This window comes from Pseudomonas sp. E1MeOHC2 (genome assembly GCF_058745025.1).
Genome location: NZ_CP196675.1, coordinates 1,693,656 through 1,718,086, shown reverse-complemented (window position 1 = coordinate 1,718,086; position 24,431 = coordinate 1,693,656). Strand labels below are relative to the sequence as shown.

General features: G+C 63.1%; 24 protein-coding genes. 11 read left to right on the top strand and 13 right to left on the bottom strand.

Annotated elements, in window-relative coordinates; translation table 11 throughout:
• Positions 1-7: 7 nt before the first annotated feature.
• The 7 genes from mltB (at position 8) to ACSSU5_RS07620 (ending at position 6,447) form a co-directional block, all read left to right on the top strand.
• Positions 8-1,018 (top strand): lytic murein transglycosylase B, encoded by a 1,011-nt coding sequence (gene mltB, locus ACSSU5_RS07650; RefSeq protein ID WP_264311436.1) that lies wholly within the window; start codon positions 8-10, stop codon positions 1,016-1,018.
• Entirely contained in the window at positions 1,018-2,022 is a 1,005-nt protein-coding gene (locus ACSSU5_RS07645; RefSeq protein WP_492560926.1) for a septal ring lytic transglycosylase RlpA family protein, read from the top strand. The genes mltB and ACSSU5_RS07645 overlap by 1 nt, the downstream gene beginning before the upstream one ends.
• A gap of 222 nt (positions 2,023-2,244) precedes the next feature.
• Positions 2,245-3,405: a D-alanyl-D-alanine carboxypeptidase family protein gene (locus tag ACSSU5_RS07640; protein ID WP_264311438.1), complete on the top strand. Its 1,161-nt coding sequence runs from the start codon at positions 2,245-2,247 to the stop codon at positions 3,403-3,405.
• A 75-nt stretch (positions 3,406-3,480) separates the two neighbouring features.
• Complete coding sequence (locus tag ACSSU5_RS07635; RefSeq protein ID WP_264311439.1) at positions 3,481-3,756, top strand: DUF493 domain-containing protein; 276 nt, start codon at positions 3,481-3,483, stop codon at positions 3,754-3,756.
• Positions 3,756-4,403, top strand: a complete 648-nt coding sequence (gene lipB / locus ACSSU5_RS07630; protein ID WP_264311440.1) for a lipoyl(octanoyl) transferase LipB — start codon at positions 3,756-3,758, stop codon at positions 4,401-4,403. Before ACSSU5_RS07635 ends, lipB begins: the two co-directional genes overlap by 1 nt.
• A 2-nt stretch (positions 4,404-4,405) precedes the next feature.
• Positions 4,406-5,422, top strand: coding sequence for a lipoyl synthase (gene lipA, locus ACSSU5_RS07625; protein ID WP_264311441.1), 1,017 nt, complete (start codon positions 4,406-4,408; stop codon positions 5,420-5,422).
• An 86-nt stretch (positions 5,423-5,508) separates the two neighbouring features.
• On the top strand, positions 5,509-6,447 hold the full coding sequence (locus ACSSU5_RS07620; RefSeq protein WP_264311442.1) for a S66 peptidase family protein: 939 nt from the start codon (positions 5,509-5,511) through the stop codon (positions 6,445-6,447).
• Positions 6,448-6,562: 115 nt separating this feature from the next.
• On the opposite strand, the gene ACSSU5_RS07615 is transcribed toward ACSSU5_RS07620, so the two are convergent.
• The 5 genes from ACSSU5_RS07615 to leuS form a co-directional block, all read right to left on the bottom strand.
• Positions 6,563-7,882, bottom strand: a complete 1,320-nt coding sequence (locus tag ACSSU5_RS07615; protein WP_264311443.1) for a lytic murein transglycosylase — start codon at positions 7,880-7,882, stop codon at positions 6,563-6,565.
• Between the two features lie 60 nt (positions 7,883-7,942).
• A complete protein-coding gene (arfA, locus tag ACSSU5_RS07610; RefSeq protein WP_016501800.1) occupies positions 7,943-8,107 on the bottom strand; it encodes an alternative ribosome rescue factor ArfA in 165 nt (54 codons plus the stop codon).
• Positions 8,108-8,222: 115 nt separating this feature from the next.
• A complete protein-coding gene (gene holA, locus ACSSU5_RS07605) occupies positions 8,223-9,260 on the bottom strand; it encodes a DNA polymerase III subunit delta (RefSeq protein ID WP_492561306.1) in 1,038 nt (345 codons plus the stop codon).
• Between the two features lie 37 nt (positions 9,261-9,297).
• The gene (locus ACSSU5_RS07600) at positions 9,298-9,903 is read right to left on the bottom strand and encodes an LPS-assembly lipoprotein LptE (RefSeq protein WP_264311444.1); all 606 of its coding nucleotides are present in this window, start codon (positions 9,901-9,903) and stop codon (positions 9,298-9,300) included.
• 60 nt (positions 9,904-9,963) lie between these two features.
• Positions 9,964-12,570 (bottom strand): leucine--tRNA ligase, encoded by a 2,607-nt coding sequence (gene leuS / locus ACSSU5_RS07595; protein WP_264311445.1) that lies wholly within the window; start codon positions 12,568-12,570, stop codon positions 9,964-9,966.
• Between the two features lie 227 nt (positions 12,571-12,797).
• Between leuS and ACSSU5_RS07590 the strand changes: the two genes are divergently transcribed.
• Positions 12,798-13,112, top strand: coding sequence for a hypothetical protein (locus ACSSU5_RS07590; RefSeq protein ID WP_264311446.1), 315 nt, complete (start codon positions 12,798-12,800; stop codon positions 13,110-13,112).
• 132 nt (positions 13,113-13,244) lie between these two features.
• Positions 13,245-14,006, top strand: coding sequence for a YdcF family protein (locus tag ACSSU5_RS07585; protein WP_492560925.1), 762 nt, complete (start codon positions 13,245-13,247; stop codon positions 14,004-14,006).
• 123 nt (positions 14,007-14,129) lie between these two features.
• Here the strand turns inward: ACSSU5_RS07585 and lnt are convergent, their stop codons facing one another.
• The 4 genes from lnt to ACSSU5_RS07565 are packed head-to-tail and all read right to left on the bottom strand — an operon-like array spanning position 14,130 to position 17,985.
• On the bottom strand, positions 14,130-15,647 hold the full coding sequence (gene lnt, locus ACSSU5_RS07580) for an apolipoprotein N-acyltransferase (protein WP_492560924.1): 1,518 nt from the start codon (positions 15,645-15,647) through the stop codon (positions 14,130-14,132).
• 8 nt (positions 15,648-15,655) lie between these two features.
• A complete protein-coding gene (locus ACSSU5_RS07575; RefSeq protein ID WP_264311449.1) occupies positions 15,656-16,495 on the bottom strand; it encodes a CorC family transporter in 840 nt (279 codons plus the stop codon).
• Positions 16,496-16,520: 25 nt separating this feature from the next.
• Positions 16,521-16,994 carry an rRNA maturation RNase YbeY gene (gene ybeY, locus ACSSU5_RS07570; RefSeq protein ID WP_264311450.1) on the bottom strand — a complete coding sequence of 158 codons (474 nt, stop codon included), beginning with the start codon at positions 16,992-16,994 and terminating at the stop codon, positions 16,521-16,523.
• A complete protein-coding gene (locus ACSSU5_RS07565; protein ID WP_264311451.1) occupies positions 16,987-17,985 on the bottom strand; it encodes a PhoH family protein in 999 nt (332 codons plus the stop codon). Before ACSSU5_RS07565 ends, ybeY begins: the two co-directional genes overlap by 8 nt.
• Before the next feature lie 260 nt (positions 17,986-18,245).
• Here ACSSU5_RS07565 and ACSSU5_RS07560 point away from each other — a divergent pair, with 260 nt between their 5' ends.
• Positions 18,246-18,572 carry a DUF1820 family protein gene (locus tag ACSSU5_RS07560; protein ID WP_492560923.1) on the top strand — a complete coding sequence of 109 codons (327 nt, stop codon included), beginning with the start codon at positions 18,246-18,248 and terminating at the stop codon, positions 18,570-18,572.
• Positions 18,573-18,578: 6 nt separating this feature from the next.
• Here the strand turns inward: ACSSU5_RS07560 and ACSSU5_RS07555 are convergent, their stop codons facing one another.
• The 4 genes from ACSSU5_RS07555 to ACSSU5_RS07540 form a co-directional block, all read right to left on the bottom strand.
• Positions 18,579-19,124 carry a tetratricopeptide repeat protein gene (locus tag ACSSU5_RS07555; protein ID WP_264311452.1) on the bottom strand — a complete coding sequence of 182 codons (546 nt, stop codon included), beginning with the start codon at positions 19,122-19,124 and terminating at the stop codon, positions 18,579-18,581.
• A gap of 258 nt (positions 19,125-19,382) precedes the next feature.
• On the bottom strand, positions 19,383-20,666 hold the full coding sequence (gene hemL / locus ACSSU5_RS07550) for a glutamate-1-semialdehyde 2,1-aminomutase (RefSeq protein WP_492560922.1): 1,284 nt from the start codon (positions 20,664-20,666) through the stop codon (positions 19,383-19,385).
• 16 nt (positions 20,667-20,682) lie between these two features.
• Positions 20,683-21,306 carry a thiamine phosphate synthase gene (thiE, locus tag ACSSU5_RS07545; RefSeq protein ID WP_492560921.1) on the bottom strand — a complete coding sequence of 208 codons (624 nt, stop codon included), beginning with the start codon at positions 21,304-21,306 and terminating at the stop codon, positions 20,683-20,685.
• Positions 21,307-21,320: 14 nt separating this feature from the next.
• Entirely contained in the window at positions 21,321-22,118 is a 798-nt protein-coding gene (locus tag ACSSU5_RS07540; RefSeq protein WP_264311455.1) for a hydroxymethylpyrimidine/phosphomethylpyrimidine kinase, read from the bottom strand.
• A 265-nt stretch (positions 22,119-22,383) separates the two neighbouring features.
• Here ACSSU5_RS07540 and ACSSU5_RS07535 point away from each other — a divergent pair, with 265 nt between their 5' ends.
• A complete protein-coding gene (locus ACSSU5_RS07535) occupies positions 22,384-24,372 on the top strand; it encodes a sensor histidine kinase (protein ID WP_492560920.1) in 1,989 nt (662 codons plus the stop codon).
• Positions 24,373-24,431: the final 59 nt, after the last annotated feature.

Below are 24,431 nucleotides of genomic sequence, written 5' to 3'. Positions count from 1 at the left end.
GAATTTCATGCAAGCAGTGCGTAACTGGGCTGCCCGTTGTGCGCCGTGGATCGGCGCGGTGGGCCTGTTCGGCGCTGTCCAGCTGGCCCATGCCGGCGACTACGACGGCTCGCCTCAGGTGGCTGAGTTCGTTGGCGAAATGGCCCGCGACTACGGTTTTGCCAGCGAGCAGCTGACAGGTGTGTTCCGCGAGGTCCAGCGCAAGCAGTCGATCCTTGATGCCATCTCGCGTCCGGCCGAACGGGTCAAGCCCTGGAAGGACTACCGGCCGATGTTCATCACCGACGCGCGCATCGCCCGTGGTGTGGACTTCTGGCGTCAGCACGAAGCGGTGCTGGCACGTGCCGAGCAGGAATACGGGGTGCCGGCGCAAGTCATCGTCTCGATCATCGGCGTAGAGACCTTCTTTGGCCGCAATACCGGCAACTATCGGGTCATCGACGCCCTGTCGACGCTGGGCTTCGACTACCCGCCTCGGGCCGAATTCTTCCGCAAAGAGTTGCGCGAGTTCCTGCTGCTGGCCCGCGAAGAGCAGCTTGACCCGCTCACGCTCAAAGGCTCCTACGCCGGCGCCATGGGCCTGCCGCAGTTCATGCCGAGCAGCTTTCGCAACTATGCCGTGGACTTTGACGGCGACGGCCACATCAATATCTGGAACAACCCGGACGATGCCATCGGCAGCGTTGCCAGTTACTTCAAGCGCCATGGCTGGGTGGCCGGCGAAGGTGTGGTCAGCCGTGCCATGGTGCAGGGCGAGCGAGCCGATGAAGGCCTGACCACCGGCATCGAGCCGGTGAAGACCGTCGGGGAGTTGCGAGCGCTGGGCTGGTCGAGTCATGATGCGCTGCGCGATGATCTGCCGGTTACCGCCTTCCGCCTGGAGGGCGAAAACGGCCCTGAGTACTGGATGGGCCTGAAGAACTTCTACGCGATCACTCGCTACAACCGCAGCGTGATGTATGCCATGGCGGTGCATCAGCTTTCGGAACAGCTGGTCCAAGCACGGGGCGTCAAGTAATGCGCGCAATCATCTCTGCCAATACCTTCAAGCTGCTGACCTGCATGACTGTCGGCATGCTGCTGGTCAGCTGCTCCTCCAGCCGCCCGACCACCACCCAGAAAAGCGGCAATACTGTCCGCGCCCAGCCCGGACTGGACATCAACCGTGCCCACAAGGACGGCGCGCCGTGGTGGGACGTGGATGTGAACAAGATCCCCGATGCCACACCGACCGTGCACACGGGCAACTACAAGGCCAACCCCTACACGGTGCTGGGCAAGACCTACTACCCGATGCAGGAGTCGCGCAACTACCGCGCCGAGGGCACCGCGTCGTGGTATGGCACCAAATTCCATGGCCAGAACACCGCCAACGGCGAGCTCTACGACCTGTACGGCATGAGTGCGGCGCACAAGACCTTGCCGCTGCCGGCCTATGTGCGGGTGACCAACCTGGCCAACGGTCGCAGCGTGGTCCTGCGGGTCAACGACCGCGGCCCGTTCTATTCCGACCGCATCATCGACCTGTCCTACGCGGCGGCGAAGAAGCTCGGCTACGCCGAAATCGGCACCGCGCATGTGCGCGTCGAGGGGATCGACCCGCAACAATGGTGGGCCCAGCGTGGCCAGCAACCACCGTTGGTGCTGAAGGAGCCGCAGGTCGCCCAGACCCAGTCGATTCCGGCCAGCACCGGGCGCGTCGAGCAGTGGACCCCGCCGCCGCAGCAACACGCGGCGCCAGTGGTACCCGTACAGGTCGGCGGCAACAATGTGCCGGCCGGCAACGGCGGCAGCTTCCTGCAGGTGGGTGCCTTCGCCAACCCGGACGCCGCCGAACTGCTGCGTTCGAAGCTGAGCACCATGGTCAGTGCGCCGGTGTTCATCAGTTCCATCGTGCGTAACCAGCAGACCTTGCACCGCGTGCGCCTGGGGCCGATCGGCAGCCAGGGTGAGATCCAGCAGGCGCAAGACAGCATTCGCCTGGCGAACTTGGGGCAGGCAAAGCTGGTCACAGCAGACTGACAGCTTTAGTAGGAGCGGCCCTTTCGCGACACAAGGCCGCTCCTACAGGTTTTGTCATGAATTGCCGGGCGCGCGCATGTACAATGACGGCTTTTGCCCGCAGCGACATAAAGCCGCACTGCGTGGGCTCGGCCCAAGGCCTTAAAAACTAGACTGACTGGCGCTGGGCACACGCTGTAGCCCAGGGAACATCTCAGACCATTAGCGATTTTCGAGAGACGGATGAACATCACCAACCTTGCCAAACGACTTTGCCTGCCCGTACTGCTGATGATCACGCCTGCTGCTTTCGCGGCAGAGCAGATGATGCCGGCACCACCGCAACTGGCAGCCAAGTCCTACGTACTCATGGACGCGTCCAGCGGCAACGTGCTGGTCGAGAACAACGGTGACGAGCGCCTGCCGCCAGCCAGCCTGACCAAGCTGATGACCGCCTACATCGCCACCCTGGACATTCGTCGTGGCCAGATCGGTGAAAACGATCCGGTCACCGTCAGCGAAAACGCCTGGCGTACCGGCGGTTCGCGCATGTTCATCAAGGTTGGCAGCCAGGTGACCGTCAGCGACCTGCTGCACGGCATCATCATCCAGTCGGGTAACGACGCTTCCGTCGCCCTGGCCGAACACATTGCCGGTAGCGAAGACGCTTTCGCCGACATGATGAACAAGACGGCCACCGACCTGGGTATGGCCAACAGCCACTTCATGAACCCGACCGGCCTGCCGAACCCGGAGCACTACTCTTCGGCGCACGACATGGCCCTGCTGGCGCGCGCGATCATCGACGTCGACCCGGCCCACTATGCGATCTACTCGCAGAAAGAGTTCTACTGGAACAACATCAAGCAGCCGAACCGCAACCTGCTGCTGTGGCGTGACAAGACCGTCGATGGCCTGAAGACCGGCCACACCGACGAAGCCGGTTATTGCATGGTGGCTTCGGCCGTACGTGACGGCCAGCGCCTGATCGCCGTGGTGTTCGGCACCAACAGCGAGCAGTCTCGTGCTGCCGAAACCCAGAAGCTGCTGACCTACGGCTTCCGCTTCTTCGAAACCCAGACCTTCTACCAGAAGGGCACCGAGCTGACTCAGGCCCCGGTCTGGAAGGGCGCCACCAGCCAGGTTAAAGCTGGCCTGGCCAACGACCTGACCATGACTATGCCTAAAGGCCAATTGAAGCGCCTGCAGGCTTCGATGACCATGAACCCGCAGCTCACCGCACCGATCGCCAAAGGTGACGTGATCGGCAAAGTGGAAGTCAAACTGGACGAGAACGTGGTTCACAGCGCCGACCTGATCGCCCTTGATGGCGTCGAGGAAGGTGGTTTCTTCCGCCGTATGTGGGATAGCATCCGTCTATTCTTCTACGGGTTGTTCAACTGATAACGTGACCTGCCACGCTCCCGCTGTTCATGCGGGGGCGTTGTTGTTGCCACGGCTTACGAGGCCGTTTCCGCCATGAGCGAACCTGACGTCAAGTCGCACAAGATCGAGTTCCCCTGCGCCGATTACCCGATCAAGGTCATTGGCGATACCGTTGTCGGTTTCAAGGACACGGTCATCGAAATCCTCAGCAAATACGCCAAGGTCGACCTCGCTACCCTGGCCGAGCGCCAGAGCAAGGAAGGCAAGTACACCACGGTGCAACTGCACATCGTTGCCGAGAGCGAGAACCAGCTGCACGACATCAACAGTGCACTGCGTGCCACCGGCATCGTGAAAATGGTGCTCTGATGTCCGCCTGTCTCGGTTTTCGCGATCTTGGCCTGCAGCCCTATGAACCGGTGCTGGAAGCCATGCGTCGCTTTACCGAGCAGCGAGGGCCCGACAGCCAGGACGAAATCTGGCTGGTCGAACACCCTTCGGTCTTCACCCAGGGCCAGGCCGGCAAGGCCGAGCACCTGCTGATTCCGGGCGATATCCCGGTGGTGCAGACCGACCGTGGTGGCCAGGTGACCTACCATGGCCCCGGGCAGTTGGTGGCCTACCTGCTACTGGATGTGCGCCGGCTGGGTTTTGGTGTACGTGAGCTGGTCAGCCGTATCGAGCAGACCCTTATCGACCTGCTTGCCAGTTACGATGTCCAGGCCGCGGCCAAGCCCGACGCCCCGGGTGTCTATGTCGATGGAGCGAAAATCGCCTCCCTCGGCCTGCGAATCCGCAACGGCCGTTCCTTCCACGGCCTTGCCCTGAACGTGGACATGGACCTTGCGCCATTCCGCCGAATCAACCCCTGCGGTTATGCGGGGCTGGCCATGACCCAGCTACGCGATCAGGCAGGCCCGATCGAACTCAACGAGGTCAGGACAAGGCTGCGCGGACAGCTGGTCAAGCACCTCGACTACGCTGAGCAGACGACCCTCACGGGCGGAATCGACTGAATATGACAACTGTGCAAGAAGCCGTGCCGAACCTGATACCTACCCAGGATGTCACCTCGCGCCCTGCGCCGAAGAAGGTGGAAGCTGGGGTCAAACTGCGTGGCGCCGACAAGGTGGCGCGCATCCCTGTGAAGATCATCCCGACCGATGAGCTGCCGAAAAAGCCCGACTGGATCCGCGTGCGCATCCCGGTCTCGCCCGAGGTAGACCGCATCAAGCAACTGCTGCGCAAGCACAAGCTGCACAGCGTCTGCGAAGAAGCCTCTTGCCCGAACCTGGGCGAGTGCTTCTCTGGCGGTACCGCGACCTTCATGATCATGGGTGACATTTGCACCCGTCGTTGCCCATTCTGCGACGTGGGCCACGGCCGACCGAAGCCACTGGACCTCGACGAGCCGAAAAACCTCGCCGTCGCCATTGCCGACCTGCGTCTGAAGTACGTGGTGATCACCTCGGTGGACCGCGACGACCTGCGTGACGGTGGTGCCCAGCACTTCGCCGACTGCATTCGCGAGATTCGCGCCTTGTCGCCAGGTGTGCAACTGGAAACCCTGGTCCCGGACTACCGTGGCCGTATGGATGTGGCCCTGGAGATCACCGCGCAAGAGCCGCCGGATGTCTTCAACCACAACCTGGAAACCGTACCGCGCCTGTACAAGGCCGCGCGTCCGGGTTCGGACTATGACTGGTCGCTGGACCTGCTGCAGAAGTTCAAGCAGATGGTCCCGCACGTACCGACCAAATCGGGCCTGATGCTCGGCTTGGGCGAGACCGACGAAGAAGTCATCGAAGTGATGCACCGCATGCGCGAGCACGAGATCGACATGCTGACCCTCGGCCAGTACCTGCAGCCGTCGCGCAGCCACTTGCCGGTGCAGCGTTTTGTGCACCCGGACACCTTCGCCTGGTTCGCCGAAGAAGGCTACAAGATGGGCTTCAAGAACGTGGCCTCCGGCCCGCTGGTACGTTCTTCGTACCATGCTGACCAGCAGGCCCACGAAGCCAAGATCAAGCTCTGAGCCTGGTCTGAGTCACACATGCCGATGCGCGCCGAAAGGCGGCATCGGCATTTTTGTTTTTGTGCCCTGCGCTGCAAGGAGTTGCGATGAATTGCGCCGAAACCTTCGAGTCCCGCCTGCCCGCCGTACTGCGGGAGGATGCCTGCTTTGCCATCGTCGCACCGGCCGGGCCGGCACGCCTGGATGCGCAAAAAGCCAGCCAGTGGTTTGCCGAACGTGGCTATCGCTGTCGTATCTACCCGGGCGTTGATCAGGCCCAGGGCTACCTGGCGGGATCTGATCAGCAGCGGCTGCAGGACCTTCACGATGCCTTCGCTGACCCGGCTATCGACGCGATCCTGTGCATGCGCGGCGGCTACGGCAGCATGCGCCTGCTCGACCAGCTCGATTTTGACCTCGTTCGCCGCAATCCCAAGCCACTGATCGGCTACAGCGACATCACCGCGCTGCACACGGCCATCTACCGGAACACTGGTCTACTTACCTTCCATGGGGCAATGCTGAACGCCGATCTGCTGGGCGCCAAGCTTGAGCCGACCGAGTCGTCGCTCATAGCGCAGTTGATTGGGCAGGTTGGGGCCGGGGATGCGATTGCGCATCCTGCCGACTTTGCCTTGAACTGCGTGGTGCCGGGTATTGCCAGTGGGCGTTTGCTGGGTGGCAACCTGTCGATGCTCGGCGCGACCCTGGGCACCGTGGCAGAGATCGAAACGCAGGGGTGCATCTTGTTTATCGAGGACGTCAACGAACCGCTGTTTCGGGTGGATCGTTTACTGACCCAGTTGCGCCTGGCGGGCAAGCTTGACGGGGTGAGGGGCGTGTTGGTGGGGGATTTTGCAGGGATCACCGTGGCGGCGTTGGCGCCGCTGCTGCAGGACATTTTCGGGCCGCTGGGTGTGCCGGTGCTGGCCGGGTGGCGCAGTGGGCATTGTGACCCGAATGTGTGCTTGCCGCTGGGGGCTGAGGTGGTGCTGGACAGCGAGAAGATGAGCCTGGTGTTGCAGCAGGACTTGTTTAGGGCTTGAGGGGCTGCTGTGCAGCCCTTCGCGGGCAAGCCCGCTCCCACCGGTACTGTGCAGGCCTTAAGGTCGCCGCAGTTCCTGAGGGAGCGGGCTTGCCCCGCGAAGGGCCGCAATGGCGTTAACGCTGACGCAGGCTCTCAAGCAGCTTGTGCGTCGGATACCCATCCGCCGCCCACCCAAACCCTTGCTGGGCATTGCGAATGGCCTTGCGGGTATTGGCGCCAATGATGCCATCGGCATTGCCGGCGTCATGCCCGCTGGCATTGAGCAGGTTTTGCAGTTCCATGCGCTCGCTGCGGCTCAATGGCAGGTCTTCCTTCGGCCAGCTGCCGGCAATGAAGCCCCAGCCCGAGAACCGATCACCCAGCAGGCTCACGGCCAGTGCATAGGACGATGAGTTGTTGTACTTGAGAATGGCGCGGAAGTTGTCCAGCACCAGGAACGCGGGGCCGCGTGCACCCGCAGGCAGCAGCAGGGCGGCGGACAGCTGGTTGCTGTTGGCGGGCAACTGGGTGCCGGCGGGCAGCTTCACGCCCAGTTGCAGCCATTCACTCACCGGCTTGCGCAGCGAACCATCGGCCAGCCAGAAGTCGAAGCCTGCCGGTACTTGCACTTCAAAGCCCCAAGGCTGGCCACGTTTCCAGCCGGAGCTTTGCAGATAGTGCGCGGTCGAGGCCAAGGCGTCGGGGGTGCTGTTCCAGATGTCCCGGCGGCCATCGCCGTCGAAATCCACCGCATGGGTGTTGTAGGTGGTCGGGATGAACTGGGTCTGGCCCATGGCGCCGGCCCATGAACCGCGCATGGCCTCAGGCTGGATATCGCCGTTCTGCAGGATCTGCAGGGCGGCAATCAGCTGGTCCTGGGCGAACTGTGGGCGGCGGCCTTCGTAGGCCAGGGTCGCCAGCGAGCGAATGACCGACTTGCTGCCCTGGAACTGGCCGAAGTTGCTTTCCATGCCCCATACCGAAACCAGCACCTGGCGGTCCACGCCATAGCGCTGCTCGATGCGGCTCAACAGTTCCGCATTCTGCTCCAGCAGTTTCTTGCCATTGCGCACGCGCAGTGGCGACAGGGCGCCTTCCAGGTATTCCCACACGGGGCGGGTGAATTCAGGTTGGCTGCGGTCGGCCTTGATCACGTCCATGTCGGGGGTTACACCGACGAATGCACGGTCGAAGGTGGTTGGTGAAATACCGGCCTGCAGGGCCTGTTGGCGGAAGCCAGCCTGCCATTGCGCGAACGTTTGCAGAGGCTGGATCTCAGTAGTGCTGGCGTCGGGCGTTGCACCGGGCAGGTTCACCACCGGGGCGGGCTGGGCAGGGGCCAGCGGCAAGGCATCGGCGGCGGTGGGTTTTTCCGCGCAGGCGACGAGCAGGATGAAGCTGGAGGCCGCGATCAGTTGACGGGATTTCCAACGGGGGAGAAGACTGAGGAGCATGCACAGATCCAGAATTTCAGGTCAGGTGCTGACCATACCATGCCTGCGCTTTCGATGCTTTCATGCGGCCAAAAAGTAAGAAGCCTCCCAATCTCTCGATTGGAAGGCTTCGCGGCGGTAGCTGCCTTTGCCCTTGTCTGGTTGTTCCTGGCGGCAGCGGAACAGGGGCTGGGCGACGATGGACTTGGCCTTGTTGGGGCCGTGCTTTTTCGGCTTTTTGCTCATGGTGCGGTTCCCGATGGATGGCGTTCGAGGCGCACTGTAGGCCCGTGGGTGGTGGAGGGCCAATTGATTGTGTATATGGTTCGGGGCTTAGGGCTGCCTGTAGGAGCGGCCCCGGCTATTCGGGTGGGAGCGCTAGCCGCTGGCCCGCCATCAGCAGCGACAGCCGCGCCAGGCCGGTCCAGGGCGAACCTTCGGCCTGGCCCTTGATCTGCGCATCGATACGCTGAGCATCTTGCAGCAGCTGGGCCCAGCGCGGCGCAGACAGGCGCTGCAGGGCTTTGCTGACCAGCGGGCGACGTTTGTCCCACACCGGTGGCCGCGCTTGGCTGAATGCCTTGTCCAGCGGTACGCCCTGGCTGAACTGCTGGGCAAGCCCGGACAGTTGGCGCAGCTCGCGGGCCAAGGCCCACAGAATCACCGGCGGCTCCACGCCTTCACCGCGCAGGCCTTCGAGCATGCGCAGGGCATGCGCGGCTTCGCCATTGAGAATGGCATCGACCAGCCCGAAGACATCGAAGCGGGCGCTGTCGGCGACGGCCGACTGCACGGTCTCCACGGTGATCTGATTGCCCTCGGCAAGCAGCTTGAGCTTTTCGATTTCCTGGGCGGCGGCCAGCAGGTTGCCTTCGACACGTGCGGCAATCAGGTCGACAGCATCGCGCTGTGCCGAAAGGCCGGCCTGCGACAGCCGCTGGTTGATCCATTGGGGGAGCTGGTGGGCATCCACCGGCCAGATCTGGATGAACTGGCAGTGGGCACCTTCGATCAGTGCCTTGCCCCACTTGGTCTTCTGCGCGCTGCCGTCGAGTTTGGGCAGGCTGATCAGCAGCAGCGTGTCCTCAGCCGGGTTGGCGCAATACTCCATCAACGCGGCAGCACCCTTGTCGCCAGGTTTGCCGGAGGGCAGGCGCAGCTCCAGTAGGCGGCGTTGGGCGAACAGGGACAGGCTGGCGCCCGCCTGGAGCAGGGTGCCCCAGTCGAAATTGGCGTCGGCACTGAACACCTGGCGTTCGTCGAAACCTTGCTGGCGCGCAGCGGCACGGATGGCGTCGGCGGCTTCCTGGCACAGCAACGGGTCGTCGCCACTGACCACGTAAACCGGTGCCAGAGTGCCTTGAAGGTGCTTGTTGAGTTGGGCGGGGGCGAGTTTCATCGGAAACAGGCGGGGCACCTGGGTGCCCCGCACGGGCTCAGTTGCCCGGAACTTCCAGTGGCGACTGCTGCGGCGTTTCGGCCTGCTGGTGGCGAGCCGCTTCCAGCGCGTCGGCTTGCGCCTTGGCGCGTTCGTCGGCTTTGCGCTGCAGCTCGTCCAGTTGCGCCGGGGTCAGCATCTGCAGGCGTACGACCATGGCGTTGACCAGGTCGCGGCGCATCTCTTCGCGTGCCCGGTTGGCTTCTTGCTCGGAACCTGTGATGTTGGACGCGTCACGCATGTAGATCTTGCGGACTTCCAGTTTGTCGGTGAGCAGTTCCAGGTTGTTCAGGCCCTGGATGCTGTAGTCCAGCACCGTGGTCAGCTCGTACTCGGCCGAGCGGCTGCCACCGCTGTAGGTCGCGGCGCGCTGGCTTTCCTGCTCGTTGGTCAGCACCAGGCGGTAAGGTGCGCCCGCGTGGACGTTGACGCCGCTGCGCTCCAGGACCTGGCGCAGTTCGGTCACTGTTTCGCCATAGGCATTACGCGCGCTGACGTCCATCTCCTTGACGTTCAGCTCGGTGGAGCCGGTGCCGCGCAGCTGGAAACCGCAGGCGCTGAGCAAAACGGCCAGGCCGATTACCAGCAGATTGCGTTTGATCATGTTGTTGCTCCCTCTTGGGCCTGTACCGCCCGCCCGCAGTGGCTGCGGGCGGGCGTGCCATCAATTGGCGACGATGTTGACCAGCTTGCCCGGTACCACGATGACCTTGCGGATGGTCAGGCCATCGATGAAGCGCAGGACATTTTCGTTGCTGCGGGCGGCGGCTTCGACTTCTTCGCGGCTGGCCGCGGCCGGCATCTCGACCTGGCCGCGCAGTTTACCGTTGACCTGAACCACCAGGGTAACGGTGTCCTGCACCAGTGCCTGCTCATCGACGCTCGGCCAGGCGGCATCGATTACCGACTCTGCGTGGCCCAGATGCAGCCACAGCTCATGGGAGATGTGCGGGGTGATCGGGGCCAGCAGCAAGGTCACAGCCTCCAGGCCTTCCTGCAGCAGGGCGCGGTCCTGTTCGGTGGCTTGCGGGGCCTTCTCCAGCACGTTCATCACGGTCATCACCTGGGCGATGGCGGTGTTGAACTTGTGGAACTGACCCACGTCGTTGCTGGCCTGCTTGATGGCAGCGTGGATGGCGCGGCGGATGACTTTTTGCGCGTCATCCAGCGCGGCGACATCCAGCTTGCCCGGCAGACCCTGGCTGACGTGGCTCTGGGCCAGGCGCCAGACACGGCGCAGGAAGCGGCTTGCGCCTTCGACGCCGGAATCGGACCACTCCAGGCTCATGTCGGGTGGCGAAGCGAACATCATGAACAGGCGGCAGGTGTCGGCGCCGTAGGCTTCGATCATCGATTGCGGGTCGACGCCGTTGTTCTTGGACTTCGACATCTTCTCGGTGCCGCCGATTTCCACCGGCAGGCCGTCGGTCTTCAGGCGGGCGCCAATGATCTTGGCCTTGGCGTCACGTTCGATCTCGACGTCGGCCGGGTTGAACCAGTCCTTGCCGCCGTTGCTGGCGACGCGGTAGTAGGTCTCGGCGATCACCATGCCTTGGGTCAGCAGGTTCTTGAACGGCTCGTTCGAGGTGACCAGGCCTTCGTCACGCATCAGCTTGTGGAAGAAGCGTGCATACAGCAGGTGCAGGATCGCGTGCTCGATACCGCCGATGTACTGGTCGACCGGCAGCCAGTGGTTGGCCGCTTTCGGGTCGACCAGACCCTGGTCGTAGTTTGGCGAGGCGTAGCGGGCGAAGTACCAGGACGACTCGACGAAGGTGTCCATGGTGTCGGTTTCGCGCTTGGCCGCAGTGCCGCATTTCGGGCAGGTGCATTCGTAGAATTCAGGCATGCGCGCCAGCGGCGAGCCGGCGCCATCCGGTACCACGTTCTCCGGCAGGGTAACCGGCAGTTGGTCTTCCGGTACCGGCACGTCGCCGCAGGACGGGCAGTGGATGATCGGGATCGGGCAGCCCCAGTAGCGCTGACGGCTGATGCCCCAGTCGCGCAGGCGGAACTGGGTACGCGACTTGCCGAGGTCCTTGCGGATCAGGGCGGCTTCGATGGCGTCGAAGGCGCCGGCGAAGTCCAGGCCGTCGAACTCGCCGGAATTGATCAGCTGGCCGTACTCGTTGTAAGCGGGCAGCCATTCGTTACCGACGTCATCGCCTGCGCTGGTGCGCACCACGGCCTTGACCGGCAGGTTGTACTTGCGGGCGAACTCGAAGTCGCGCTCGTCGTGGGCCGGTACGGCCATCACTGCGCCGTCGCCGTAGTGCATCAGTACGTAGTTGGCGACCCAGACCGGCAGTTTTTCGCCCGTCAGCGGGTGTTCGACCAGCAGGGAAGTGGGCATGCCCTTCTTCTCCTGGGTGGCCATGTCGGCCTCGGCAACGCTGCCGCTCTTGCACTCGTCGATGAACGCCTGCAGCGCCGGGTTGCCCTGGGCGGCCTGGGTGGCCAGCGGGTGTTCGGCGGCGACGGCGACGTAGGTGGCGCCCATCAGCGTGTCAGGACGGGTAGTGAAGACCTTGAGGGTGCCTTGGTGGCCGATGCTGGCCTGGTCGAACGGGAACTGCACTTCCATGCCGCGCGACTTGCCGATCCAGTTGCGCTGCATGGTCTTGACCTGTTCAGGCCAGCCCGGCAACTCGTCGAGGCTTTCCAGCAGCTCGTCTGCATAGTCGGTGATGCGGAAGTAGTACATCGGGATTTCGCGCTTTTCGATCAGCGCGCCCGAACGCCAGCCGCGGCCGTCGATGACCTGCTCGTTGGCGAGCACGGTCTGGTCGGCCGGGTCCCAGTTCACGGTACCGTTCTTGCGGTAGATGATGCCTTTTTCGAACAGGCGGGTGAACAGCCACTGTTCCCAGCGGTAGTAATCCGGCTTGCAGGTAGTGACTTCACGTGCCCAGTCGATGGCCAGGCCCAGGCTCTTGAGCTGGGTCTTCATGTAGTCGATGTTTTCGTAGGTCCACTTGGCCGGGGCGACGTTGTTTTTCATCGCCGCGTTTTCCGCGGGCATGCCGAAAGCGTCCCAGCCCATCGGCTGCAGGACGTTCTTGCCCAGCATGCGCTGGTAGCGGGCAATCACGTCACCGATGGTGTAGTTGCGCACGTGGCCCATGTGTAGCTTGCCGCTCGGGTACGGGAACATCGATAGGCAATAGTAAGTGTCTTTGCCTGGCTGTTCGGTAACAGCGAACGATTGTTGCTCGTCCCAGAAGTTCTGGGCGGCGGCTTCGATATCACGGGGCGTGTATTGTTCGTGCATGGCTACTTTTGGCTGAGAGAGAAGAGACCTTGTTCCAGGCAGCGGAACCTCGCTGCAACCGGTACTCCGGTGTCGTTTAGAGTGAACGCCGTAGCATACAGCAGCGCTGCGCATCGTGGGAAACCTTGATTGCGAATGCCCGCTGGTCGCGGCAAACGGCTGCTTTTAAGAGTGACGCTAAGCTCAGGTGTGGGGGGAGATATTCTTATCTTCAATGAGGTGAACGGATGGGAGAGACGCAGCTACCCGTAATCAAACCGGAGCTTTACGAACGCCTGATCGACCGCCTTGGCCTGGCATTGGAAGTTGCCAGGACGTCGGTACGATTGCGCGACGAGATGCCAGCCGAGCTGGAGTTGCGCGGCCTTAGCCACGCAGAGTTCGAAGTGATCAAGGCTTACCTGGAAACCCTTCCGGAGCGCCAAAATGCCTGTGCCGGCAGTTACCCACAAGCGGAGCCGACATCGGCCAAGATCATCTGGCTCAAGGACAAGAAACGCCCCGCCAGCACGGCGAGATCCAGGACGCTGCCACATCGTTAGCCGTTCAGGACGCCAGGCGCAGGCCATCGCGCGCCGGTTCTTCAATACACTTCTCACGATCGTCGCCGGCGGCACACTTGTTGCCCGGCGTCGATCCTCTTAGGCTGCACGCCTTCCATGGAGGTGTAGCCGATGCCAATCCGATACTTCATCAAGCAATGGCTGATGCCGCCTGGCGTCCTGTTCCTGCTGCTGTTGGCGGCGTGGTGGCTGCGCAACCGGCGCCCGCGGCTGGCTGGGCTGTGTTTTGCCGTGGGGCTTGGCGGTTTATGGCTGATGAGCCTGCCGCTGGTGGTGCAGGAAACCGCCCGTGTGCTGGAAAGCGAGCCGCCGCTGGCCGTGAGCGACTGGGCCGCCCTGGCGAGCCGGGCGGATGCGATTGTGGTGCTGGGGGCGGGGCGTGAGCGCGGCGACCCGGCCTGGGGGGGCGATGATCAGCCCACCGCAACGGCCCTTGAACGCATGCGCTTTGCCGCACGGCTGGCCAAGGCTTCGGGTTTGCCGGTGCTGACCAGCGGTGGCTTGCACTACGGTACGCCGCCCAGCGAGGCGCGGTTGATGGCTGATCGCTTGCGTGAGGACTTTGGTGTCCAGGTGAAATGGAAAGAGGAGGCCAGCCGCACTACCTGGGAGAACGCCCGGTTCACGGCGGACATTCTGCAGCCACTGGGTATTCGTCGGGTGGTTGTGGTGACTCAGGCCTGGCACATGCAACGTTCGCGCTTCAGCTTTGAACAGGCGGGGTTCGAGGTGGTGCCGGCGCCGATGGGTTTCCTGGGCCGCGATCATGCCCGGCCGTTTGCCGGTTTGCTGCCGGAGAGCCGGGCGATGTGGCAGAGCGGGCAGTTGCTGAATGAAATGGTGGGGTTGGTGGGGTATCGGGTGTTCTATTAAAGCTGGGTTGCCTGTGCCGGCCTCTTCGCGGGCAAGCCCGCTCCCACAATTACAACTCTGCCCTGAGAGCAATAGTGCCTGTGGGAGCGGGCTTGCCCCGCGAAGAGGCCAGTGCAGGCTGCATCAGACAGTCTTGGCGATGCGCCCCGCCAGCAACGCCCAGCCCAGCAGCAGCACGCAGACAATCGCCAGCGGCCAAGAGCGCCACTGAAGATAAGGCGTCAGTTGCTGCATCGGTACCACCTCGCCATACAGCACCGCCTGCTGGAACTGCGGAATTTGCGTGGTAATGCGCCCGAACGGGTCGATCAGCGCGGTCACGCCGTTGTTGGTGGCGCGGATCATCCAGCGGCCGGCTTCCAGTGCGCGCATCTGGGCCATCTGCAGGTGCTGCAGCGGGCCGATCGACCTGCCGAACCAAGTGTCGTTGCTGATGGTCAGCAGCAGGTCGCTGCGCGCCGCCAGGCTCGCCGCGAACTCCGGGTAGACCACTTCATAGCAGATGTACGGTGCGATCTGGTAACCCTTGGCCTGCAGCAACGGCTGGTCTTCGGGGCCTCGGGCGAAGTCCGACATGGGCAGGTTGAAGAACTCGATCACGCCACGCAGCATGTCCTGCAAGGGGACGTACTCGCCGAAGGGCACCAGTTTCTGCTTGAGGTAGGTGCCGTCACCTTCGCCGGTCACGGTGATGCCGTTGTAGTAGCGGCGCTGGTGATGCACCACCTCACGTACCGGCACACCGGTGATCAGCGCCGAATGGCGCTCGGCGGCAAAGCGGCCCATCACGTCGATGTAGCCCTGGGCCTGGTCCTTTAGCACCGGCACCGCGGTTTCGGGCCAGATCAGCAGGTCTACCGGCTTGGAGGTGAAGCTCATGTCACGGTACAGCGCCAGCTGTGCGTCGATGTGGGCCGGGTCCCATTTCAGGTCCTGCGCCACATTACCCTGAATGGCGGCCACCTTGAGCGGATCGCCTGCAGGCGTGGTCCAGGCGTGGTCCTTGAGTGCCATGCCCAGTACCCAGGGCGCCAGCAACAGCACGCCGGCGACGGTCAGGAACGAGGGCCGGGCACGCAGGCGGTGCAGGTTGCACAGCAAGGCGGCGCTGAGCGCCAGGGTGAAGGAGATCAACCACACGCCACCCAAGGGGGCCAAGCCGGCCAGGGGGCCGTCGAGCTGGCTGTAGCCCGCGTAGAGCCAAGGGAAGCCGGTGAGGAACCAGCCGCGGAAGGCCTCTTGCAGCAGCCACAGGGCCGCGAAGCACAAGGCATCGGCCAGCGGTGCCTCGTTGCGCCGCAGCCAGCGCGCCCAAAGCCACGCGGGCAAGGCGAAGAACCAGGCAAGGGCGGCGAAGAACGCCAAGAGCAGCAGGATCGCCAGCAGCGGCGAGGCGCCGCCGTAGGTGTTCATGCTGACGTAGATCCACCAGGTGCCGGCGCCGTACAGGCCAAAGCCGAAACACCAGCCGCGGCCCATGGCCTGGCGCGGGCTGAGCTCGCGCAGGCCAAGGTAGAGCAGGGCGATCGACAGCAGGGCCAGCGGCCAGATGTCGAACGGCGCCAGGGCCAGGAGGGTGGAAGCGCCGGCCGCCATGGCCAGCAGGTTACCGGGCCAGCCGGGGCGGGTGATCCAACGCATGATTGTCCTTAGCGGGTGATCGGTGTCAGGCGCAGCAGGTGTATCCGCCGGCTGTCGGCATTGAGAATGCGGAACTTGTAGGCCCCGATCTCGGTGGTTTCGTTGCGCTTGGGCAGGTGCCCGAACGCGCTCATCACCAGGCCGCCAACCGTGTCGAATTCGTCATCGGAGAAGGTGCTGTCGAAGAACTCGTTGAAGTTCTCGATCGGGGTCAGCGCCTTGACCAGGAAGTCGCCGCTGGGCAGCGGCTTGATGTAGCTGTCTTCCTCGACGTCATGTTCGTCCTCGATGTCGCCGACGATCTGTTCCAGCACGTCCTCGATGGTCACCAGGCCCGCCACGCCGCCGTATTCGTCGATGACGATGGCCATGTGGTTATGGTTGGCGCGGAACTCGCGCAACAGCACGTTCAGGCGCTTGGACTCCGGCACGAAGGTGGCCGGGCGCAGCAGGTCCTTGATGTTGAAGCTGTCGCCGTTTTCCTTGAGGATCAGCGGCAGCAGGTCCTTGGCGAGCAGGATGCCCAGCACATCGTCGTGGCTTTCGCCGATCACCGGATAGCGCGAGTGCGCGGCGTCGATCACCGCCGGCAGAAACTCGCGAGGCGACTGGCCTGCCTTGATGCTGTTCATCTGCGAGCGCGGCACCATGATGTCGCGCACCTGCAGGTCGGCGACCTGAATGGCGCCTTCGACAATGGTCAGCGCTTCGCTGTCGAGCAGTTTGTTCTGATGGGCTTCGCGCAGCAGCTCAAGGAGCTCCTGGCGGTTTTTCGGCTCATGGGCAAAAGCCTGGGTCAGTTTGCCCAGCCAGGACTTTTGCCCGTTGCTCGATCGATCTTCGCTCATGGCGGTTCTCGTGATCCTTGCAGTGTCAGTGTGTGATTGTTTCGTTTTCATCGTCGGCATACGGGTCAGGATGACCCAGTTCTGCCAGCAATTCCCGTTCCAGGGCTTCCATTTCCTCGGCTTCCTCATCATCGATGTGATCGTAGCCGAGCAGGTGCAGGCAGCCGTGGATGACCAGGTGCGCCCAGTGCGCCTCCAGGGTTTTGCCCTGTTCGGCAGCCTCGCGCTCGACCACCGCCACGCAGATCACCAGGTCGCCCAGTAACGGGATATCGAGCAGGTCATCAGGCACGTCGGCCGGGAACGACAGCACGTTGGTCGCGTAGTCCTTGTGCCGGTAGGTGTGGTTCAGCTCGCGGCCTTCGGCTTCATCGACCAGGCGAATGGTCATCTCCGAGTCGGCGCTGCGCTGGCGCAATGCCAGCTCGCACCAGCGGCGGAAGGCGGCATCGTCAGGGGCGGCGGCGTCCGTGGCCCGTTGCAGGTCGAGTTCAAGCATCTTTGCCGGGCGCCTCTGGCTTGGCCTGACGGCCTTCGAAGCGGTCGTAGGCCTCGACGATGCGTTGCACCAGTGGGTGACGAACCACATCTTTGGGTTGGAAATGGGTAAAACTGATACCCGGAACGTCTTTGAGCACCTCGATCACATGCGCCAAGCCCGACTTCGTACCACGCGGCAGGTCGACCTGGGTGATGTCACCGGTGATCACCGCCGTCGAGCCGAAGCCGATGCGGGTGAGGAACATCTTCATCTGTTCCAGCGTGGTGTTCTGGCTTTCGTCGAGGATGATGAAGCTGTTGTTCAGGGTGCGGCCACGCATGTAGGCCAGCGGGGCGATCTCGATCACCTGGCGCTCGATGAGCTTGGCCACGTGTTCAAAACCGAGCATTTCGTAGAGGGCGTCATACAGCGGGCGCAGGTAGGGGTCGATCTTCTGCGCCAGGTCGCCAGGCAGGAAGCCGAGCTTCTCGCCCGCTTCGACCGCCGGACGCACCAGCAGGATGCGGCGCACTTGCTCGCGTTCCAGGGCATCGACGGCGCAGGCCACAGCGAGATAGGTCTTGCCGGTACCGGCCGGGCCAACACCGAAGTTGATGTCGTTGGCCAGGATTTCCTTGACGTAACGCTGCTGGTTGACGCCGCGCGGGCGAATGTTGCCCTTGCGCGTGCGCAACGAGACGCTGACCTCGTTGACCGCCGGGTTGTCGATGTTCTCGACGGTCGACTCCTGCAGGTACAGGTGGACCGTTTCCGGCGACAGGTCAGTGGCCTTGGCCTCGCGGTAGAGGCGGCGCAGCAGTTGTTCGGCAGCGGAAGTGGTCTTGGGTTCGCCGATCAGTTCGAACTGATTGCCACGGTTGCGGATCTCGATGGCCAGGCGTTGTTCGATCAGGCGCAGGTGCTCGTCGAACTGCCCGCACAAGTTGGCGAAACGGTGGGCCTCGAAGGGTTCGAGGATGAAACGATGGGGTTCTATGGGTGCGTTCAAGGTCGTTTTTAGCCGCCCGACGGCAATGGATGTGAGCTCAAGAATAACCCTTGAATCGCAGTGGCGAAAGCACTGAAACGATCAAGGGTTGGCACAAGGTATGTAGTGCCTGTTCTGGCCCCTTCGCGGGCAAGCCCGCTCCCACAGGTACTGCACCGTTTTGCAGGTGGGTGCATACCTGTGGGAGCGGGCTTGCCCGCGAAGGGGCCGGTACGGGTATGATGCCCGCCTTTTCTTACGCATGTGTTATCCCGCCAACCATGAGCAAACACGAACCCGCCATCTATAAAGTGATCTTCCTCAATCAGGGGCAGGTCTTCGAGATGTATGCCAAGCAGATCTATCAGAGCGACCTGTGGGGCTTTCTGGAAATCGAGGAGTTCGTCTTCGGCGAGCGCACCCAGGTGGTGGTCGACCCCAGTGAAGAAAAGCTCAAGAGCCAGTTCGAGGGTGTGATCCGCAGTTTCGTGCCCATGCACTCGATCGTGCGTATCGACGAGGTCGAGCGCCTGGGTACGGCGAAGATCAGCGAGGCCAAGGGCGGCGGCAATGTGATGCCGTTCCCCATGCCGATGCCAGAGAAGTAGGGCGTTTCAGGGGAGTGGCGAGAACGGCGTACGGCCTTCGGCGTTTTGCAGTTCGAGCAGGTATTTGCGGAAGATCTGGCCAAGCACCTGGGTCGCGTGCTCCAGTTCGTCGCGGGGCATTTGCTCGGTGACTTCGTCAGCCATGTCCAGCGCATCCTCGGCGCCGTTGACTGCAGCCATTTTCAGCAGAATGTAGGCCTGCACATTGTTGGCCTTGACCCCTTCGCCGCGGAAGAACATGGCGCCAAGGCGGTATTGGGCCTCGGCATGGCCTTGCAGCGAGGCCTTCTGGAACCAGTTCAGGGCCTTGTTCAGGTCTTTCGGTGTCTGGGTGTAGTAGTACTCGCCCAGTTCGAATTGCGCCTGGGCATCCCCCGTCGTCGCCGTCTGCTCACAGGCCTTGAGGGCATTGGCGAGGTCTTCTGGCTGAACATTCAGGGTGCAGCGGCCCGTCGCTGGAATCAGCAACGAGTTACCACCCTCCGCCAGGGCCAGCAGGGGCTGAAGAAGCAACAGGCAGCCCAGGGTCAGGGCGCGGCCGGTGCGGTTCATGGGGATCGACTTACCTCTGCAAAGCTGCGGCCAATGTCTCTGGTGGCACATTATGGGATAAGCAGCGCCAACCTTACAAAGTTTTACTCGAATTTCTGTTTGGTTGGGGAAGTCAGCTGATTGTGAGGGGTTATTTATCTCCTGTAACGGCCCTTTCGCGGGGTAAACCCGCTCCCACAGGGACCGCACCATTTTCAAGGCCGGTGCGGCACCTGTGGGAGCGGGTTTACCCGCGAAGAGGCCGGTACAGACTCTGCATTACTTCAGGGCTGCAAAGGCCTTCTCAGCCGCATCCAAGGTGATCTGCAGCTCCTTGTCGCCGTGGGCAATGGAGGTGAAGCCCGCCTCGAATGCGCTTGGCGCCAGGTACACGCCGCCGTCCAGCATCAGGTGGAAGAAGCGCTTGAAGCGATCGGCATCGCTTGCCATCACGTCGTCGAAGGTGACGATGTCGTCGGCACCGCTGAAGTACAGGCCGAACATGGCACCTGCCTGCGTGGTGACGAACGGCACGCCAGCAGCATCGGCGCGTTGTTGCAGGCCGTCGAGCATGCGGCTGGTGAAGTCGGTCAGTTCGGCGTGGAACCCTGGGCGGCTGATCAGCTTCAGGGTGGTCAGGCCAGCGGCCATGGCCAGCGGGTTACCCGACAGGGTGCCGGCCTGGTAGACCGGGCCGAGCGGGGCGATGCAGCCCATGATCTCGCGCTTGCCGCCAAAACAGCCGACCGGCATGCCGCCGCCGACGATCTTGCCGAAGGTCGACAGGTCAGGGGTGATGCCGTAGTGGCCTTGGGCGCCGCCGAGCGAGACGCGGAAACCGGTCATTACTTCGTCGAAGATCAACACCACGCCATGCTTGTCGCACTGCTCGCGCAGGCCTTCGAGGAAGCCTGGCGCTGGCGGTACACAGTTCATGTTGCCGGCTACTGGCTCGACAATGATACAGGCCACGGTCTGGCCGACGTCGGCCAGGGTTTTTTCGACGGCGGCAATGTCGTTGAACGGCAGGGTCAGGGTGTGTTTGGCGAAGTCCACAGGCACGCCCGCCGAGCTTGGCACACCTTGGGTCAGCAGGCCCGAGCCGGCTTTCACCAGCAGGCTGTCGGAGTGACCGTGGTAGCAGCCTTCGAACTTGATGATGGCGTCGCGGCCGGTGTAGCCACGGGCCAGGCGGATGGCGCTCATGGTGGCTTCGGTGCCGGAGCTGACCATGCGCACCATCTCCATGGATGGCACGATCGAGCAGACCAGGTCAGCCATCTCGGTTTCCATGGCGGTCGGGGCGCCATAGGAAAGGCCGTGTTCGAGTTGCTTGCGTACCGAGTCCAGCACCTCTGGATGGCCGTGGCCGAGAATCATCGGGCCCCAGGAACCGACATAATCGACGTAACGCTTGTCGTCCTCGTCAACGACGTAGGCGCCTTCGGCATGCTTGAAGAACAGCGGCGTGCCGCCGACGCTCTTGAAAGCGCGGACCGGTGAGTTGACGCCACCCGGGATGTGCTTCTGGGCTGCGGCGAACAGGGCTTCGGAACGGGACATGGAAAGTTCTCTCGAATCAGGAAACGAACAGGGCGTTGAAGGCACGGGCGCGGCGGGTGACTTCCTGCGCGCTATCGGTACCAAACAGGCCGTGGATCACTGCCAGCAGGTCGGCGCCATGGGCAACCAACGGGGCAGCGTTGTCGAGGGTGACGCCGCCGATCACAGCGATCGGCAGTTTGACCTGGGCGCGGGCCTGCTCCAGCAGGTCGAGGCTGGCAGCCGGTGCGCCCGGTTTGGTCACGGAGTTGAAAAAGCGGCCGAAGGCCACGTAGCTGGCGCCTTCGCTGGCGGCCTGGCGGGCCAGGTCGAGCTGGGCGTGGCAGGTCGAGCCGATGATCGCGTTGCGGCCGAGCAGGGCGCGGGCCGGGGTGAGTGGGCCGTCGGTTTGGCCCAGGTGCACGCCGACGCCCAGGCGCGCGGCCAGTTCGGCGTCATCGTTGATGATCAGCTGAGTATCGTAACGCTCGCAGAGCCGCATCAGTGCCTCGGCTTCGCGCAGGCGCTGGGCCGTGTCGTCACTTTTGTCGCGGTACTGCAGCAGGCACACGCCGCCATCCAGGGCCGCCTCGACATGGGACAGGAAACGGCCGGCGAGCAGCTGGCTGTCGGTGATTGCATACAGACCGCGTAGCTTCATCTGAAGGCCTCGTATCAGGAACAGAAGTCCAGGGGCAGGCGGCGCGGGACGAACTGGCCCTTGCCCAGTTGCTCGGCGTCACGCAGGGTGCGCCAGGTGTATTCGAGCGCACTGCGCACGGCACTTTGCAGCGCTTCGCCCAAGGCCAGTCGGCCCGCCAGGGCGCTGGCCAGGGTGCAGCCCGAACCGTGATAGCTGCCTGGCAGGCGCTGGCAGGTCCAGGTATGGCGCTGGCCATCGCGGCTGTACAGGCGGTTGTGGATTTCGTCTTCGTCGCCGTGACCACCGGTAATCAACAGGTGTCTACAGAACGGCAACAGTTTCTCGGCACACTCGTCCGCCGTGCCGTCCGGCAGCTCGGCGAGAATGCGCGCTTCCGGCAGGTTCGGCGTGGCAATGGTCGCCAGCGGCAGCAGGCGTTCGCGCACGGCATAGCCGACCTCGTCCTTGCCCAGGCGGCCACCGCCACCGGCACGCAGCACCGGGTCGCAGACCAGCGGCAGGTGCGGGTGGGCGGCCAGCAGTTCGGCGACGGTGTCGACCATGTCGAGGGAGCCGAGCATGCCAAGCTTGACGGCGGCGACCGTGGAGTCGGCCAGCACGGCGTTGGCCTGGGCCAGCACCCACTCGCGGTCGAGCACGCGGAAGTCGGAAACGTTGACGGTATCCTGGACGGTCAGGGCAGTCACCGCAGGTGCGGCGTGACAGCCTTGGGCGATCAGGGCTTCGATATCTGCCTGCAAGCCGGCGCCGCCACTGGGGTCGTGGCCGGAGAGACAGAGGACAACGGGGCGGGAGCTGTAGGTATTCATGGGCGGCGAGCTTACCACCAAACCCAATTGTGGGGATCGTCCTACAAACGTGTTTTGTTGATCAACTGGTCAGATTGTTGCGTGTGAAACTTCTGAAAGTACTGATTTAGAGCCATTAGACCATGATTCAAGGTGGCCGATTGCCAGGTGGGGAAGCTATGCTAGAGTGCTCGGATAACTCGACAAACGGGTTCTGCCGGATTACGTCGTCTCAAACGGATGGGAGGCAACCGCGACGCGACCGGACAGGCCATGCTGGGGCTGTATGCGCTATTTGCTGATTGTGCTTCTGGGCTTGTTGCCCGTGCTGGCCGGAGCGGTCGATTTCGACGACGCTACCCGGCATCTTCCATTGGGCAAGGCCATGCAGGTTTACGAAGACCTCGATGGCAGTGCCAGCATCGCCCAGGTCAGTGCCCCCGGGTTCGTCAAATCCTTCCGCCCCCACCACGAAGACGTGCTGAACGCCGGTTATTCCACCTCGGTGTTCTGGCTGAAGATTGACCTGCGTTACCTGCCGTCGGCCACTGCCACCCCCCGCCAATGGCTGCTGGAACTGGCCTACCCACCCCTGGATCACCTCGAGTTGTACCTGCCCGACAGCGCCGGTACCTACCGCCTGGCCCAGCGCACGGGCGACGCCTTGCCTTACGCCACCCGGCAGATCCGGCAGAACAACTACCTGTTCGAGTTGCCGCTGCCCCCAGGCCAGGCGACCACCGTCTACCTGCGTTTCCACAGCCAGGGCTCGGTGCAGGCGCCGCTGGCGTTATGGTCGGCCGAGGCCTACATGGAGGACCAGCCCACGCGCCTGTACGTACTGGGCATGATCTACGGCGTGTTGCTGGTGATGCTGGTGTACAACCTGTTCATCTACCTCAGCGTGCGGGATGTCAGCTACCTCTACTACATCCTCTACATCGCCTCGTTCGGCCTGTATCAGGTTTCGGTGAACGGTGCGGGGGTCGCCTACTTCTGGCCGGACAGCCCCTGGTGGGCGAATGCCTCGACGCCGCTGTTCATTGGCGCTGCCGGTTTGTTCGGCTGCCAGTTTGCCCGGCATTTCCTGCAACTGGGCAAAATCAGCCGTGGCTTCGACCGGTTGTTGCAGCTGTTGATGCTGGGGGGCGGGCTGGTGATGGTACTGGCCGTGAGCATGCCTTATGGCATCGCCCTGCGCATGGCCACGGTGCTGGCGTTGCTGTTCACCGTCAGCATCTTTGCCGCTGGCGTGTATGCCTGGTCGCGCGGTTTGCGGGTGGCGCGCTGGTTCATTATCGCCTGGTCGGCGTTTTTGCTGGGCGGGTTGGTCAACACCTTGATGGTGCTGGGTTACCTGCCGAACGTGTTCATCACCATGTATGCCAGCCAGTTGGGCTCGGCGCTGGAGGTGGCGCTGCTGTCGCTGGCGCTGGCCGACCGTATCAACAGCCTGCGCGAGCAGCAGGCGCAGACCCTGCGTGAAACCGGGCGAACACTGGAGCAGTTGAACCTGCAGCTGGCCAGGAGCAACCGCTTGAAGGATGAGTTCCTGGCCACGGTCACCCATGAGCTGCGCACCCCGATGAATGGTGTGATCGGTTCGCTGGAGCTGATGCGCACGCTGCCCATGGATGCCGAAATGGCCCAGTACCATCGTACGGCGGTCGGTTCGTCCCAGGGCATGATGGACATGGTCGACGACATCCTCACCCTCTCCGAACTGCAGGGCGGTCGTCTGCGTGCGCAACCTGCGCCTTTCAGCCTGCGCAGCATGCTGCAGGGCTTGCGTGCCGCGCATGCCGGCCAGGCGCTGGGCAAAGGGTTGTACCTGAGCCTGGACATACCTGCCGATCTGCCCGACGCGCTGCTGGGTGATGCGCAAAAGCTCACCCGCTGCCTGGGGTGCCTGCTGGACAACGGCCTGAAGTTCACCGATCAAGGCGGGGTCATGCTGCAGGTGCGCGGTCGTCGTCAGGGGCCGGACAACCTGGCACTCACCTTTACGGTCAGTGACAGTGGCATCGGCTTCGATGACCTCGACCAGGCGACCCTGTATCAGCGCTTCTACCAGGTCGATGGCTCGATGACCCGGCGTTATGGTGGGCTGGGCATCGGCTTGTCGATCTGTCGGCAGATGGGGGAGTTGCTGGGGGCTCGGTTGTCGCATGAGTCGACGCGGGGGTTGGGTAGCCGGTTCGAGTTGAGTTTGAACGTGGAGATTTCGCAGGTGCAGATGAGCCCGAGTATCCTGCAGACGCGGCGTTCGCTTTGAAGGCATAGCCTTTGGTAAGGGCTGACAGGTGTTTGCCACAATACATTCAGCGCCTGTCA

What these genes read in the sequence shown, in the direction of transcription:
- ACSSU5_RS07645 (WP_492560926.1), top strand. Translation starts at nt 1,018, where the DNA reads ATGCGCGCAATCATCTCTGCCAATACCTTCAAGCTGCTGACCTGCATG.
- ACSSU5_RS07590 (WP_264311446.1), top strand. Translation starts at nt 12,798, where the DNA reads ATGGGAGAGACGCAGCTACCCGTAATCAAACCGGAGCTTTACGAACGC.
- holA (WP_492561306.1), bottom strand. Translation starts at nt 9,260, where the DNA reads ATGAAACTCGCCCCCGCCCAACTCAACAAGCACCTTCAAGGCACTCTG.
- ACSSU5_RS07600 (WP_264311444.1), bottom strand. Translation starts at nt 9,903, where the DNA reads ATGATCAAACGCAATCTGCTGGTAATCGGCCTGGCCGTTTTGCTCAGC.
- lipB (WP_264311440.1), top strand. Translation starts at nt 3,756, where the DNA reads ATGTCCGCCTGTCTCGGTTTTCGCGATCTTGGCCTGCAGCCCTATGAA.
- lnt (WP_492560924.1), bottom strand. Translation starts at nt 15,647, where the DNA reads ATGCGTTGGATCACCCGCCCCGGCTGGCCCGGTAACCTGCTGGCCATG.
- ACSSU5_RS07615 (WP_264311443.1), bottom strand. Translation starts at nt 7,882, where the DNA reads ATGCTCCTCAGTCTTCTCCCCCGTTGGAAATCCCGTCAACTGATCGCG.
- ACSSU5_RS07640 (WP_264311438.1), top strand. Translation starts at nt 2,245, where the DNA reads ATGAACATCACCAACCTTGCCAAACGACTTTGCCTGCCCGTACTGCTG.
- ACSSU5_RS07575 (WP_264311449.1), bottom strand. Translation starts at nt 16,495, where the DNA reads ATGAGCGAAGATCGATCGAGCAACGGGCAAAAGTCCTGGCTGGGCAAA.
- ACSSU5_RS07535 (WP_492560920.1), top strand. Translation starts at nt 22,384, where the DNA reads ATGCGCTATTTGCTGATTGTGCTTCTGGGCTTGTTGCCCGTGCTGGCC.
- ACSSU5_RS07560 (WP_492560923.1), top strand. Translation starts at nt 18,246, where the DNA reads ATGAGCAAACACGAACCCGCCATCTATAAAGTGATCTTCCTCAATCAG.
- mltB (WP_264311436.1), top strand. Translation starts at nt 8, where the DNA reads ATGCAAGCAGTGCGTAACTGGGCTGCCCGTTGTGCGCCGTGGATCGGC.
- ACSSU5_RS07635 (WP_264311439.1), top strand. Translation starts at nt 3,481, where the DNA reads ATGAGCGAACCTGACGTCAAGTCGCACAAGATCGAGTTCCCCTGCGCC.
- thiE (WP_492560921.1), bottom strand. Translation starts at nt 21,306, where the DNA reads ATGAAGCTACGCGGTCTGTATGCAATCACCGACAGCCAGCTGCTCGCC.
- leuS (WP_264311445.1), bottom strand. Translation starts at nt 12,570, where the DNA reads ATGCACGAACAATACACGCCCCGTGATATCGAAGCCGCCGCCCAGAAC.
- ACSSU5_RS07620 (WP_264311442.1), top strand. Translation starts at nt 5,509, where the DNA reads ATGAATTGCGCCGAAACCTTCGAGTCCCGCCTGCCCGCCGTACTGCGG.
- hemL (WP_492560922.1), bottom strand. Translation starts at nt 20,666, where the DNA reads ATGTCCCGTTCCGAAGCCCTGTTCGCCGCAGCCCAGAAGCACATCCCG.
- ybeY (WP_264311450.1), bottom strand. Translation starts at nt 16,994, where the DNA reads ATGCTTGAACTCGACCTGCAACGGGCCACGGACGCCGCCGCCCCTGAC.
- ACSSU5_RS07585 (WP_492560925.1), top strand. Translation starts at nt 13,245, where the DNA reads ATGCCAATCCGATACTTCATCAAGCAATGGCTGATGCCGCCTGGCGTC.
- ACSSU5_RS07540 (WP_264311455.1), bottom strand. Translation starts at nt 22,118, where the DNA reads ATGAATACCTACAGCTCCCGCCCCGTTGTCCTCTGTCTCTCCGGCCAC.
- ACSSU5_RS07555 (WP_264311452.1), bottom strand. Translation starts at nt 19,124, where the DNA reads ATGAACCGCACCGGCCGCGCCCTGACCCTGGGCTGCCTGTTGCTTCTT.
- lipA (WP_264311441.1), top strand. Translation starts at nt 4,406, where the DNA reads ATGACAACTGTGCAAGAAGCCGTGCCGAACCTGATACCTACCCAGGAT.
- arfA (WP_016501800.1), bottom strand. Translation starts at nt 8,107, where the DNA reads ATGAGCAAAAAGCCGAAAAAGCACGGCCCCAACAAGGCCAAGTCCATC.